A 13,441-nucleotide genomic window follows, 5' to 3' on the forward strand; every position below is an offset into this window, starting at 1 on the left:
GGGCCCTCAAAACCGCCTCAAGATTGACGCAGGATCGCTCTCAACCTCGATCCCTCCAGCTACTCTGAAGAATCCGAGGAACTGGGGGCCAGGTGTTTTGCAGGAGCATGCTCATCGAAGAGGTTGCTGCCATGCTTCACGGAAAACGCGAATTCGTCTGCGTCGATCTTGAAACGACCGGGGTCAGCACCCGTCACAACCGGGTCATTGAGATCGGCGCTGTCCGATTCAACAGCAGCGGAAAACTGACCCGCGAGTTCTCCAGCCTCGCCTTCCCTGGACACGGCTATCTTCATGGTGCGGAGTTCATTCACGGCATCAGCCAGCGTGAGGTGGAATCGGCAGCACCCATCGGCGCCGTCCTCCATCAGCTGATGGATTTCGTTGGCGACCGGGTCGTCGTGGCACACAATCTCCCGTTTGAGAACAGGTTCCTTGGGTCCGAGCTTGAATGGGCGCTGATGGAGCCCGGTGACAACATTGGCTTCTGTACCTACTCCGCTGCCCGCAGGTTCGTCAGCACCGGAACGAATCACAAGCTGGCAACACTGGCTGAACACTTCGGCATCAGAGAGCGCTCATCCCACCGCGCCCTACCGGATGCCAGGGTCGGTGCGCACCTGGCATTCAAGCTCCTGCAGATGGTCGCCGCGGGTGCTCCCAAACTCCGGCCCTCGTCGTCGAAAAAGACCACGACCGCCAGCGCCTCCATGCCGACACGGCTCGCCGCGGTCCGGCAGGGTTACCGTCCACGGTGGAAGCCGAGCGATGAGCAGGATGCCATCTTGGAGGCGTTCTTCGGTCAAGGCGACATCAAGATTCTTGCCGGCGCGGGAACAGGTAAAACCACGACTCTGCAGTTGCTCGCCAACTCCACGAAATCAAAGATCATCTACCTCACGTTCAATAAGGCAAACTCGGTTGAAGCCCAAGGAAAATTCACCAAGAACGTGTCTGCTACGACGATCCACGCTTTCGCCCACGCGGAACTCATCGGCCAAGGCAAGGCAGTCTGGCTCAGCCGGCTGCGCATGGGCATTGAACCCATCCAAGCTACCGCTGTCCGTCTCGGCGCGCTGGAGCCCGGATTCATCGAAGCTTTCAGCAGCCCGGAAGTTGCCCGCCAGTTTACGCCATACGAAATCACCAAGATGGCCGTCGACACTGTTATCAAGTTCTGCCACAGCCCCAACCGGAAACTCCTCCCCCGCCATGTCAGCACCGGTAAGGCAGCCGCCAGCCTTCGTCCCGCCCTGGCTCCCGTGGTCTTGCTGATGGCCGAAGAGCACTGGGCCAACATCCTGGACGATGGCGTCAGCGACATGCCCATCCTGCACGACCACTATCTGAAGAGGTGGCTGCTGAGCGATCCGCTCCTGGGAGCCAAAGGTGGGATCCTCTTTGTTGATGAAGCCCAGGACCTGAGCCCTGCTGTAGCGGCAATTATCCAGGCGCAGCGGCATCTGAAGAAGGTCTTCGTGGGGGACCCCAATCAGTCCATCTACGGTTTTGCCGGCGGCAAGGACGCGCTGGCTACCATCTTGGCTACGCACACTCTGCCTCTGACCACGTCATGGCGGTTCGGTGAGGGCGCTGCGGTAATCGCCAACGGCTGGCTACGTGCATTGAACGCACGCCACTTGGTCAGATCAAATCCCATCCAGAGTACAACCATCGGTCCGTGCGAATTGCCTGACGCAGTGCTCACCCGAACAAACGCCATGGCTGTATGGGAACTCATGGAGCTACAGAGGCGAGGCACCCGGGCAACACTTCGATGCGATCTCACCGCCACATTCGCCCTTCTGGAGGGCGCCGACGACCTAATGAAAGGACGGCGTCCCGGCCACGGAACGCTGAGGCGGTTCAGTTCCTGGGATGATGTCCTCAAGCATGTCCGTCACGATTCCAGCGCGCACGAGCTGGTGACGTGGACAAGGCTGATCGAGGGGTTCGGGATCCCTGCGCTCAAGGCTGCCGTCATCTCGGCAACGGCTGCTTCTGACGGATCCGTTGTAGTTTCCACCGGACATAAAGCCAAGGGACTCGAATGGGACAACGTCCGCATCGCAGACGACTTCGGCGACAGGCTCGTACGAGTCACCTTGGGTGGCGACAAGGACCAACTGTCTGAGGAGATGCGGCTGGCGTACGTCGCTGTCACACGTGCGCGTAAACACCTGGACCCAGGCCCGCTGGCCGACTTCGTCCGTTAAGCAGGCCACTTGCAGGAATTTGGTCCAATCCATGGCCTTTGCCTTTTAGCGGAAGACTGAGGGTATTTTCTGTTGATGTATCAGCGGAAAGTAGCGCCTACCACATCGTTCCTACCCGACCCTTTATGGTTCCTACTCGTAGGAGGGAGGGGTGGAGTGGCGCTGCTTTCCGGTGGTTGAAGGCTTTTTGGTTCCTACCCGTCTTATTGGTGCATGGCACCGCGTAGGAACCTGCTGCAACGCAGCGTCACGGGCCTGCGACGAAGGGAGTAGGAACGGGTTTGGGCCTTCATCTGATCTCACATCAGGACACTGTGACGCAGGAGCAGTGATCCCATACGAGGTGCCGCTGGGGTGATGGCTGAGGAACGAAGACGGCACCACGGCGGTGGCGAGGGGGCCGCGTAGCAGTCCTACCCAGGTCTTTGGCTTTGGTGGTTTACCGGCCCGCAGGGGTTGCTGCGCACGCCTTCATGGAACTGCGTCGGCGGCTGTGACACTGCCGCAGCACAGCTTCCTCCGAGGGGCAGAGATCCCGCTTCAGACCCTTCCATGAACAGCTGCGGCACTCCCCACGGTCTGCTCCAGTGTCGCCGGCGGCGCTGCCACACTGTTCTCCAGGAGGCCGCCGGCGGTCCCATCAACTTTGTGCCACAGTCCTTTGGACTTTTCATAGATAGTTTTCAGGCTGCTTTTACCACGAGGAGTTCGTCCCACTCCGTGGTGTAGCGCGGGGACAGGGCCTGGCGCTTCATGCCCCAGTCAGGCGCCTCAACCATCCCGGCACCTATTGAGCTTGTCCCGAACCGGTCCATGATGTCCCCGAGCAGCGCCCCGATGTACTGCTCCTCGTGGGCGGTGGCGAACGCGGGCAATTGTGGTGCGGCGCCGGCCGGTGACAGGTCTGTCAGCATGACCCCTGCCCTGGCGTACGGCACAGGGCCGCGACGTGGACCACTGCTCGGAGCATTATCGTTACGGGTTACCCTCCGCCGCCAGCCTCCGGTCCGGTCGCAGTGATGGCGCCCGGGGCGTCGACCCAAAGCTCGACGCCGAAGCCCTCGGCGCTAAGATCCACCAGCTTGCCCTTGAGCTCCGTCGAATGGCCGATCAGCGGATGTAGGTTCTCATGCGCCGTGGGCCCGTACACCGGCATCGTCTTACCGTCGGCCAGTTCCAGCTCGTAAGCCAGCCCGGGCCGGTTTGCCGGCCCTGTGCCGCTGACCCGGCGGCGGAGGGTTCCGTTGAGAGTCACTTCCGGCTCCGGCCGCTCCGAATACCAGGCGCTAGAAGCGGACATGCGCAGCCCAGTACACCGTCGGTCTGAACAGAGGCACGCGGTAGCCCCTGATCCGCAGTTTCCAGGTGCCAGCCTCTACCCGTTCCGCGACCGAAGCCCGCTCAAAGACGCTTGGGATGGAGATGCTCAACGCTCGCATGGCCCCGCCTGGGTCGAGCAGGTACAGGTCCACGTCGCTGTGCCAGTCCAGCTCGAAGCCGAAGATGCGTCTACCACCCTCCGGCCACCAGAGCGCCGCGTCCAGGGTTCGGGCGCCCCGCCCGATGGATAGCGGAATGTCGATGTCCTGCTGATCTCCCACGCTTACTTTGCCCCACCACGCGGTTCCGTCCGTCGGCAGCCGGAGACGGCCCGCCCCGCTGGTATTGTCGAAGGGGTAGGGGTCCTGTCCGGAAAGAATCAGCTGGGCGTAAACCTGCCCGGGGTCGATGCTCCCGGTATGGCGCCGCAGCCAGTTCCGCAGCAAGGTCGCCGCCCCGGCTGCGTACGGGGTGGCACCGCTGGTGCCGGTGAAGACCCGGCGCGCCGTATCAGAGGCATTGCTGGCGGTCTCTGTGTTCGTCGAAGCCTGGATGTCCGGTTTGAACCGGTTGTCCTCTGCCGGGCCGCGGCTCTGGCTGGCGACCTGGTTACCGGATGCGACGTCGAAATTCCCGACGCCGATCACCTTGTGCGCGATGGCGGGCACGTTGACCGTGCTCGCCCCCGGACCGTTGTTTCCGTTCGCCGCGATGATGACCGCTCCGGCGTCGAACGCGTTGTCCGCTGCCAGGGAAATCGCATCCCTGGACCCGCCCGAGCCCTGCATCTCCGCCACGATAACCCGGTCCAGCACCCGTACGGCGTTCTCGAAGGCTCGCACCGAGGCCGTGGTACTCAGGAAGCCGGAGCAGGCCCCGCTGGCGTCCGTCGTCGAAGGGTAGACCTTCCAGCTGTCCAGCGTGACTGCCGTAACACCACGGAAGGCGTTGCCCTGGCGCGAGTTTGCGCTGATGATGGCGGCACTGGAAGTGCCGTGGTTCCAGCAATCATCATTAGGGTTGAGGTTGTTGCCGGTGTTGCAGTTCGCGCCGCCGTTCACGCAGTCGCGCATAAAATCGATGTGTGATGGGTTATTGAACAGATCATGTGTGCGGCGGATCCCCGTGTCGAGCAGTCCGATCCAGCCAGAGGTCAGGCCCAGGTTGAAGTAGGGGTCGGTGTCCATCGCAGCTCGACCGTCCACCACATCGTCCTGTGGCGGCGCGTCCTCCGATTCCTCAGGCTGCAGGTACAGGACCTCCTCGTCCTCCGCCAACGCTGCCACCGCTTTGAGCGGCATCTCAACGGACACCGCCCGGATCAGCCAGAAGGTTTCCCTGATTCTGGCATCGTGCTGGTCCAGTCGGTCGGTGAGGCGCAGGTAGTCCTCGGCCCGCGCCCTTTCGATCTCTCCAGCCAAGGCGTCCGCCCGCTCGAGTATAAGCACATTTTCCCCGTGCTCGCGAGGCTCCTCCACATCCGGCTCAGGGAACCGAGGAATCACCAGATCGTCCCGGAAGGACACGACGACGACGGCCCTTTCGTCCGACCGCTCATCCAGCCAGCGCTGAAGCAACGGATGAATCTTTTGCCGCGGATCAAGAGGGACGGGGATCTCCGGTAACTCTTCGTCGGTCTTCTTGTCCTCACGCGGCGCCTCACGGCGAGCATCCCCCGGCAAGGCCATGGCCTCATAGCTGCCCATCACTCCGTCTTCAAGGGTCGCCGAATGGATAACGTCCGGCTCATCCTCGTGGCCGGTGAGTTCCTCCGAGAACCCCTCATCGCCTGCAACCATGACCGTGCTCCTGTCCTTCTCCTCGGTTCCGCCACCTGCGGCAGAGCGCTCCTAGCGTAGGGAGCGCTCCGTTACAGCTTCGTTACTGGGCTCATCCACGCATCCGCTAACGGCCGACGTTGTCCTAAAGCTGGAACTGCTTGGTGAGCCACTCAGCTAAACCAGCGAAGACGAGGCCGAGTGGAACGAGCAAGAGCGCATCGGCGCCCCCCATGTCACGGATCATGTTCAGGCTGTACGTCCATGATCCCGGAAGTGCGCTAGTCCAGAGCGCGAAAGCAACGAGCGAGAGCAGGACTCGTACAAAGAGGCCTAGTACTGAAATCTGTTTGTCGGGCTCACGAGGTTCGGTGAAGGCGCCGGTTCCTTGCTGCAGCCTCCAAGGAGAAGTCCTTAGGGCTTTTTGCGAGAGTTGAGGCGCCTCACATGTGTGCGGCAAGCCCGGGAAACGGCGGATCTGCGGTTTAGTGGACCGGCGGGTGAGGTAGTGGCCCAAATCTGGAGAACCAGGACGGCGCCAGCTCGTCCCACAGGATGGGGTCCCGATGAGGATCCGTGGGGTGTGTCCCTTCTGCCTCCGTGGTCACGTAAACATACCCGGCATGGCGTTGGCGGCTAAGTTCCGCCATCGCATCCTCTTCCAACACCGGGAGCTCCTTTACTGAATGCACTATGTGCGCGAACTTGTACGCACGGGCACTGGCGTTGCCCGGATACACCCAGCTGGGCTGAGGCCAGATTTTATAGTCGACTGCTTTCTTCTCAACGACCACGAGGACGTCCAGGACTGGGTATTTCCTGAACGTCCACCACGGTGGGGGTCGTAGGACCCAGTCCCCCTGTTCCTCGTTCACGTTTCCGGGATTTCCGATGACCATCTTGACTGATCCGTCACGGTTGCGCGGGCCAGACCGGATAATGTTGCTGATCCTGGTGTAGTACTTCCTGGCTGTGACCTTGTCGGCCGTTTCCGTTTCCCCGGCAGCCGGTCTTTCGCTGAAGTACAGCATCTCGTCCAGGAAGATGTCGTCGGGGTTGTACCAGGACATCTGATTATGGACCTGTTCATCCAGGGCGGTCCAAGGCTTCCCCCCGTACGTCGTCGCAACATAGCTCACGACCTTGTAGCCCTTGTCTTGGCAGTGCATAACCGCCCCTACGTAGTTCAGGTCCTTAACGTGCCCCGCTCCGCTGTCGTGGTTCGCGATGATGATAGACCCCGGCTTTGCGATGTCGCACATTTTCTTCCACTCGCCAGCAGCTGGGTTGTCAGGATCGGAGCCAAGGTCCGGATAGAAGTACGCGGGGACGAGCTCCCGCTGTTCGGCTGAAGTAAGTGGGGGCGCCGGGTCGGGAACTGCGGGGAGCATTGTACTCATACCGACCGCTTTGGATGCCAGGAGCGCGGTACGACGATTGGGGACGCGGAACATGGCGTCCTCCCATCCCATTGTGAAGATGATGTCTGCCGGGGCTCTGTCACCGGCACTCACGGCCGAGACATACAAAGGTTCGATCCTTCTGAGGAACGAACCACACTGGGTGTGGGTCTCACATGCACCGCGTCCGGGGCGGCACCACCCTCGGTTCTCCAATGATGGCCCGGGCCGTACTCGAAGGGAATATTTCTCAGAAAACCATTTCCGCCAAAACTCGCGCCCCGGTCCCGGCACCGTCGGCCTCCCGGATCCGGCGGCCCACCCCGGATGCGGCATCGCGGAAGATCGCCGAGTCCACCACAGTCTTCACAGCCCGGGCGATCTCCTCCGGGGACGACGACGCCTTGATCAGCAGCCCCGCCCCGGCGTCCTGCACCGCCTTGCCCACCATCCGCTGGTCCAGCAAAGGATGCATCGGCGCGATCACCAGCGGGAGTCCGTGGGCCAGCGCCAGCATGGTGGTGGCATGCCCGCCGTGGCCGATCACCGCGCTGCACTCCGGCATCACGTTCCGGTGCGGAAGATAGCGGTGCACAATCGTGTTCGGCGGCGCCGTCAAGCTCCCCGGATCAATGGCGGGACCGGTGGTCACCACCACCTCGAGCGGCAGATCGGCCACCGCCTCCAGCGCCTTGTGAAGGAATGCCTCCTGCCCGGGGAACGCCGTGGTGCTCAGGCTCACCAGCACGCGGGGCCATGACCCCGGCGGGGCAGGAGTTGCCGGATGCTCCACGTCCGCCACCGCACCGGTCCACACCACCTTGCCGTTGCCGTTCATGCCACCGGCCGGATCCAAAAGCGGATCGGAGCACACCAGGATCCGGTCGGCACGCTTCATCACGCGTCGCGGTCCGAGGCCCCGCGCTGCGATCACGGCCGTGATGGGCGTCCGCCGGAACGGGCCGTCGAAAAATGCGTAGAAGGAATGGACCAGCACCACGGTGCGGAGCCCTGCCCGGGCGGCGGCGTCGATGGCGCCGAGCAGCAGGCAGTCCAGGATGACCACGTCCGGCGGATCGCGCCGCGCCTCCTCCACGACGTCCCGCGCGATGCCGGCGTCGGTGAACACAGACACCATCATGGAGATCTGCTGCAGCGCGGACATGTGGTCCGCCGCAGCCATCGGGAACGAATGGTCGTAAGCGCGGAATTCGGCACCCGCGGCCTCTATCGGGCCCGCCTGCTGCGGCTCCCCCAGGAAGCGGACGCGGTGACCGCCCCGGACCAGTTCACGGGCGATGCCGAGGGCCGGCGGCAGGTTCCCGCCGGCGTCGAGCGTTGCGAAGAGAAAATCCGTCACTGGAACCTCCCGGCGGTCAGGTAAGCCGGCGGTGAACACCGGTGGGCAGAAGCCTAGTCCCGATGCCGTGTCCCGAACAGAGGCCGACGAGACTCACCAATACTGCTCGCGAAACGGGGTGCATGCCTCATTTGAGAAACGCTCGCGAAATCAGGGCCGCTACGGGCACGACGGTGACGATGAGGGATGGACCTGTCGGTGGCAACGCGTAGGGAAATCACGAAGAAATACGCAAGCGATTATGCGAAGTCGTCGAAGAATGCCAAGGGTTTGATTCTGGACTAGCTGGTCGCCATCACGGGGTGGTCCAGGGCCAACGCCCGTCGGGCACTGTCCACGGCGCGTAAGCGGAAGGGCCCGGCGAAGGCGCCAGCCGATCGCTTTGCGGAACTGATGGACATCACCAACCCGGCCGACCTCACCCGAGGCATCACCGCCATTCATACCGAACTGATCACCCTCTCAGCAGCCAAAACACAGGCACTGGAAGCCTCATCCACGCGAGCACAAATAGCTGAGGCACGCACAACACTTTCGCGAGCATCTTGACATGAGGCGCTACGGAGTGTGGTGGACTCGGCGATCTTCCGCACTGCCTGGTCCAGCAAAGGATGCATCGGCGCAGGTCGGTGACCATGATGCCGGCCCTGGCGTACCTCACACCCTCGTGGATGAGGGGGAGGAGTGCGTGGGAGGCCTTGGTGATGAGCAGGACCGGATCCGCGGTGGGCATCGGCAGCGGGACGCATACCGCGACCCGAGCCTCTGCGCCGGGCATCACTGGAACCCCAAGCAACAGCCGATCCCGGGGCCGCCTGACGTCCCCTGTTGCATCCTCGGCGCAACGAAGCGACGACAAGTGGTCGAAATTTTCCGAGCCTCGAAAAGCTTGGAGCGGGACTCAACTTGGTCTGGTCGACCAACGTCCACGAAGACGAAACTCAAGCCTGTCGGTTCACAAAGCGTCTTCGACTCTGAAATTTCCTTCGACCGGAGCAAATATTGGCTGCAGAAAGAGAAGTGCCTCGGCACATGCCTGCTGGTCTGGCGCGGGGGCGCCCGGAGCACCCCCGTGGGCAGTTTTGATCAGGTCGCCGGTCTCGCCATTGTCCTGGACCGCACGTAGGCGTGTTCTCCAGTACGGGTTGGCCCGCCAACAATGGCGGTCTTGCCGGTCACGATCATGCACGAAACCGTGGCTCGATCGTCTGTGAATGCGGGATCATCGAAGTCCACCACAATGATTCCGCGGGGATTCTCTCCATGGGGTCCGCTGGTCGCTTCCACAAGAGCCTTGAAGCTGAACGTGGAGGCCGACCCGTGGCCGGATGCCTTGTCGCGTTGTGGCGCTGCACTTGCGAGCTGTGGCGTTGCGAGCGTTGCGGCTACCATCGCGGTGGCAAAAATGACGGTGAATGCTCTGCGCATCTCAGGGTTCCCTTCTCGGTTAGCGTTGTCCTTGCGTCACCACGGCTAGAAGGTGCGGCTGTATTCGCCGCCGGAAGTCCCGCGGGCGGCAAAGGTGCCTTGTCCGCTGCAACGGCCTACGACTTCCTCCACGACCGGGTTCGCGTGAACACCGTTGTACCCGGTGGCGGCGCCATCATCTCCGGCATGACTCTGGGACGGGTGGGCGGCTGGGGCTACCAGGACCTCCTGGATAACTTTGATGCCGTCTTTGGCGGCAAGCTGCAGAACGTCGGCGAGGAATTCCTTCCCCTGCCCGAGGAGCTCAAGCCCGAGCCCGCCCAGGCACGCTGACATGGGCGCCTCCCGTTACGAATTGGGCATCGACGTCGCGGCGCTGGACGCGATTGACATGCACGTCCACCTCGAAGTTGATGGTCACGGTCACCAGTTCCTGCCGCCGGTCCTGACAGAGGCCTCCGCGAAGTACTTCAAGTCCGAGGACCGCACGCCGTCGCTGGACCGGATCGCGGACGTGTGCCGGGAACTGAACACGGCCGCCGTCGTGTTCACCGTGGACGCCCGCACACAGCTCAAGCAAGAACCGAACAGCATCGAGGACCTGATCGCCGGCGCGGCCAGGAACAACGACGTGCTGATCCCTTCGGCAGCGTGGACCCCCGCACCGGCGCCGAAGCCATCCAGGGCGCGAAGCACCAGGCCATCGACCTGGGTGCCCGCGGTTTCAAGTTCCACCCCTCCCTGCAGGGCTTCGACCCCTCCAGCGAGCAGTTCTACCCACTCTGGGAGACCCTGCAGGAACTCGGGCTGCCCGCGATCTTCCACACGGGCCAGAACGGCATGGGCGCAGGGCTTCCCGGCGGGTACGGCATCAAGCTGGGGTACTCCAACCCGCTGTTGCTCGATGCGGTGGCCGCAGACTTCCCGGAGCTGCAGGTCATCATGGCGCACCCGTCGGTGCCGTGGCAGGATGAGGCCAACTCGATCGCCACGCACAAGGCCAATGTTTTCATCGACCTCTCCGGTTGGTCCCCGAAGTACTTCCCGGAGTCCCTGGTCCGCATGTCCAACTCGGTGCTCCAGGACAAGGTGCTGTTCGGCACGGACTTCCCGCTCATCACGCCGCAAAAGTGGCTCGGAGCGTTTGCGGACCTCCCGCTCAAGGACGAGGTCAGGCCCAAGATCCTCAAGCACAACGCCGTCCGCCTGCTCGGACTGGACAGCACCACCCCTTAACGGCACGTTTACCCCAACCCAAGAACCAAATCAGGAGCCCAAGATGCCCAATCTCGTCGTCGATTTCGACAAACTTCTCACACTCGCCGGCACCGACCTCGGCGCCACCGAATACCGCGAAATCACGCAGGAACAGATCAACAAATTCGCCGACGCCACCGGCGATGACCAGTGGATCCACGTGGATCCCGAACGCGCCAAGGACGGCCCGTTCGGCGCTCCGATTGCCCACGGCTTCCTCACCCTCTCGCTCATCATCCCGTTCTGGGGCGAGCTGTTCGACGTGGACGGCGTCACCACCAAGGTCAACTACGGCCTGGACAAAGTCCGCTTCACCTCCCCCGTGAAGGTGGGTTCGCGCATCCGCATGCAGGCCACCATCGCCGAAGTCACCGAGGTCAAGGGCGGCGCCCAGATCAAGGTCGCCAACACCATCGAAACCGAAGGCCAGGAGCGCCCCGCCGTTGTGGCCGAGGTCCTGGCACGGTTCTACAAGTAATCCGCCATTTTCCCTACTCAAAGAAAGGACCGCGTGGAGAACTTCGGCATCGGCTCCTGGCTGCTGCGTCGCCGCCCCAAATCCGGTAACAAGACCGCGCTGATTAGCGGCAACCGGGAACTGAGCTATGTGGAGTTCGCGGACCGAAGCGTCCGCATGGCCAACGCCCTCCGTAATCGCGGAGTGGCCAAGGGCGACAGGGTGGCCTATCTGGGCGAAAACCACCCTGCCTTCCTCGAAACCCTCTTAGCGGCAGGCGTGCTCGGGGCCATCTTCGTACCCCTCAATACGCGCCTGGCGCCCCCTGAGATCCAGTTCCAGCTCCAGGACTGCGGGCCGCGGATCGTCGCCTGCCACGGCGCAACGGCTGCACCAAGCCGCGGCCGGGCCGCATGGACTTTCCTTCCAGTGTCCGGTCAAGCACACAGGCAGTCTTGAAGTGGGCGGCCAGCACGAGACGGATGGTTCCGGCGGGATGGGCCACCGCCCAGACTGCCAGCGCGGTCAGGACGGAGAACAGCACCATGGTGAGCAATCCGAACGGGCCCTCGGGCCAGGGCGGGGCCGCGCCCGGCAGGCCGGCCATGAACCTGGCGATGCCGGCCACCCCGGCCGCGAAAAGGCCTGCCACGCCGATCAGCGCGGTGGCCAGCCACGGCAGGAGCGGCACCAACGGCACGGCAGCCGTCCCCAAGATGGTGACCGGTGCCACCAGCGGGGCCACGAGCATGTTGGCCAGCAACGAGTAAGTGGCGAACTGAGGCTCCAGCACCACGATGACGGGTCCGCACAGCAACTGCGCGGAGAGCGGGACGGCCCAGGCTGCGGCTGCCCAGCGTGGAACAACTGCCGGGGTCCAGTCAATCATCCGTCGGCCCAGGACGATGATTCCCAGGGTGGCCAGGACGGAAAGCAGGAACCCGAAGCTGGTGCCCAGGCCCGGATCGAAAAGCAGGAGGCCTACCACCGCCAGGCACAGGAAGCTGAGCCCCCGGCCGGCCCGCCCACCCGCCAGGGACCCGAGGGCGATGGAGCCCATGAGGGCAGCACGCAGTACACTGGCATCCGGCCCCACCAGCACCACAAACAGCCCAAGTCCCGCCAGTGCCAGCGCCGCCGCGGGCAGCCTCGGCAACCGCAGGCTCCGGGCCCCGAGCAACAGCGCGCCCAGGACCAGGCTGCAGTTGGCTCCGCTGACCGCGGTCAGGTGGGTCATGCCCACCGTTTTCATCGCCGCATTGAGCCCTTCGTCCAGTGCGCTGGTATCTCCGGTAACCATGCCCGGGAGGAGACCGGCCGGATCGGCGGCAAGGAAGGACGCAGCGGAAACATAACGGACGCGCAGGTCCTTCGCTACGAGCTGCCAGCCCGGGGCGTCGGCATCATCGACTCCGGCGCTGCTGCCCGTCCCGGATCCGGCACGGGGTGGGAGGGAGGCCGACAGGACAGCGGCCTCCTGCTGGCCCGGGTCCGGTGGCTTCAGCTTCCCGGCGGTCCGGACCACCTGGCCGGGAACCAGGTCTCCCCAACCCTTGCCGCCCATGACCACCACCCGTGCACGCGTGCGGATGACCCGGCTGCTGACGGTGACCTCCTCCGTCTGCGCACTTACCGACCACCGTGCGGGCGGCCCCGAAGTTCCCGGAACTGTCATGGCCCGCGGGGATCCTGTGACTTCCAGGATGGCCACCACAGAGTTCCCGGTGGCGACAGCCTCGGCAAGCGGCCCATCGTGGCGTTGCGACGAGGAGACGGCCGAATGGGCAGCGGCGGTCGCAGCAAGCACGAGGGCAACCGCGGTGGTCATAAGAAGGCTCCGCCGGCCTGCCAGCAGCCCCCTGCCGCGGGCGGCCCGGATCAACAGGAACGTGGCCAACAGCACCAAGCCGCAGCACAGCCCTACCAGCGCCACAGGGGTAAGCCAGACGCCGGCGACGGCGGCACTCCAGACGAGAAAGGCGGGCAGCGCCAGCCTGACGTCGGTACGGCGGCGCGGCGCATTCGTTGGTGAGTTCGCACGCTCCATGCCCCGGAGCTTCGCCCCGACGCGTTCACCCAGTCTGCGGGCCGTCAGCCCACCGGCCTGGACCCCGGCGCGTGTAGCCCCGGCGGGCGTGTCCACGGGAGCCGGGAGGGCTGCGGGAGCCCTTTGGCCCTGCACGGCTGAGTCAACAAAGCGGCTCCACGGGCTGCGCCTGGCCATC

Annotated in this window: 10 protein-coding genes and 3 pseudogenes; 5 read left to right on the forward strand and 8 right to left on the reverse strand. The window is 63.8% G+C overall.

The window, feature by feature from the left end; all coding sequences use genetic code 11:
• The first annotated feature begins 107 nt into the window (after window positions 1–107).
• Window positions 108–2,216 carry an exonuclease domain-containing protein gene (locus tag AC3IT0_RS11695; protein WP_489319971.1) on the forward strand — a complete coding sequence of 703 codons (2,109 nt, stop codon included), beginning with the start codon at window positions 108–110 and terminating at the stop codon, window positions 2,214–2,216.
• 683 nt (window positions 2,217–2,899) lie between these two features.
• Here the strand turns inward: AC3IT0_RS11695 and AC3IT0_RS11700 are convergent.
• The 7 genes and pseudogenes from AC3IT0_RS11700 to AC3IT0_RS11730 all read right to left on the reverse strand — a co-directional run bounded on the left by AC3IT0_RS11700 (window position 2,900) and on the right by AC3IT0_RS11730 (window position 9,502).
• Window positions 2,900–3,130 (reverse strand): DUF4113 domain-containing protein, encoded by a 231-nt coding sequence (locus tag AC3IT0_RS11700; protein WP_489319972.1) that lies wholly within the window; start codon window positions 3,128–3,130, stop codon window positions 2,900–2,902.
• Window positions 3,131–3,198: 68 nt separating this feature from the next.
• On the reverse strand, window positions 3,199–3,516 hold the full coding sequence (locus AC3IT0_RS11705) for a hypothetical protein (protein ID WP_489319973.1): 318 nt from the start codon (window positions 3,514–3,516) through the stop codon (window positions 3,199–3,201).
• Window positions 3,503–5,335: a S8 family peptidase gene (locus AC3IT0_RS11710; RefSeq protein WP_489319974.1), complete on the reverse strand. Its 1,833-nt coding sequence runs from the start codon at window positions 5,333–5,335 to the stop codon at window positions 3,503–3,505. The genes AC3IT0_RS11705 and AC3IT0_RS11710 overlap by 14 nt, the downstream gene beginning before the upstream one ends.
• Window positions 5,336–5,799: 464 nt before the next feature.
• A complete protein-coding gene (locus AC3IT0_RS11715) occupies window positions 5,800–6,843 on the reverse strand; it encodes a spherulation-specific family 4 protein (RefSeq protein ID WP_489319975.1) in 1,044 nt (347 codons plus the stop codon).
• 121 nt (window positions 6,844–6,964) lie between these two features.
• Complete coding sequence (locus AC3IT0_RS11720) at window positions 6,965–8,074, reverse strand: glycosyltransferase (RefSeq protein WP_489319976.1); 1,110 nt, start codon at window positions 8,072–8,074, stop codon at window positions 6,965–6,967.
• A 619-nt stretch (window positions 8,075–8,693) separates the two neighbouring features.
• Window positions 8,694–8,828, reverse strand: a pseudogene (locus AC3IT0_RS11725) (Y-family DNA polymerase); the annotation flags it as partial.
• 332 nt (window positions 8,829–9,160) lie between these two features.
• Window positions 9,161–9,502 (reverse strand): hypothetical protein, encoded by a 342-nt coding sequence (locus AC3IT0_RS11730; RefSeq protein WP_489319977.1) that lies wholly within the window; start codon window positions 9,500–9,502, stop codon window positions 9,161–9,163.
• Window positions 9,503–9,601: 99 nt separating this feature from the next.
• Between AC3IT0_RS11730 and AC3IT0_RS11735 the strand changes: the two genes are divergently transcribed.
• From AC3IT0_RS11735 to AC3IT0_RS11750, 4 genes and pseudogenes are all read left to right on the forward strand, one after another.
• Window positions 9,602–9,835 (forward strand): hypothetical protein, encoded by a 234-nt coding sequence (locus AC3IT0_RS11735; protein ID WP_489319978.1) that lies wholly within the window; start codon window positions 9,602–9,604, stop codon window positions 9,833–9,835.
• A 1-nt stretch (window position 9,836) separates the two neighbouring features.
• Window positions 9,837–10,738 (forward strand): annotated as a pseudogene (locus AC3IT0_RS11740) (amidohydrolase family protein).
• A 43-nt stretch (window positions 10,739–10,781) separates the two neighbouring features.
• On the forward strand, window positions 10,782–11,237 hold the full coding sequence (locus AC3IT0_RS11745) for a MaoC family dehydratase (RefSeq protein WP_489319979.1): 456 nt from the start codon (window positions 10,782–10,784) through the stop codon (window positions 11,235–11,237).
• 33 nt (window positions 11,238–11,270) lie between these two features.
• Window positions 11,271–11,585 (forward strand): annotated as a pseudogene (locus AC3IT0_RS11750) (AMP-binding protein); the annotation flags it as partial.
• On the opposite strand, the gene AC3IT0_RS11755 reads toward AC3IT0_RS11750, so the two are convergent.
• A complete protein-coding gene (locus AC3IT0_RS11755; RefSeq protein WP_489319980.1) occupies window positions 11,521–13,440 on the reverse strand; it encodes a ComEC/Rec2 family competence protein in 1,920 nt (639 codons plus the stop codon). The pseudogene AC3IT0_RS11750 and the gene AC3IT0_RS11755 overlap by 65 nt on opposite strands.
• Window position 13,441: the final 1 nt, after the last annotated feature.

Source organism: Pseudarthrobacter sp. KH_020_B (assembly GCF_057840185.1).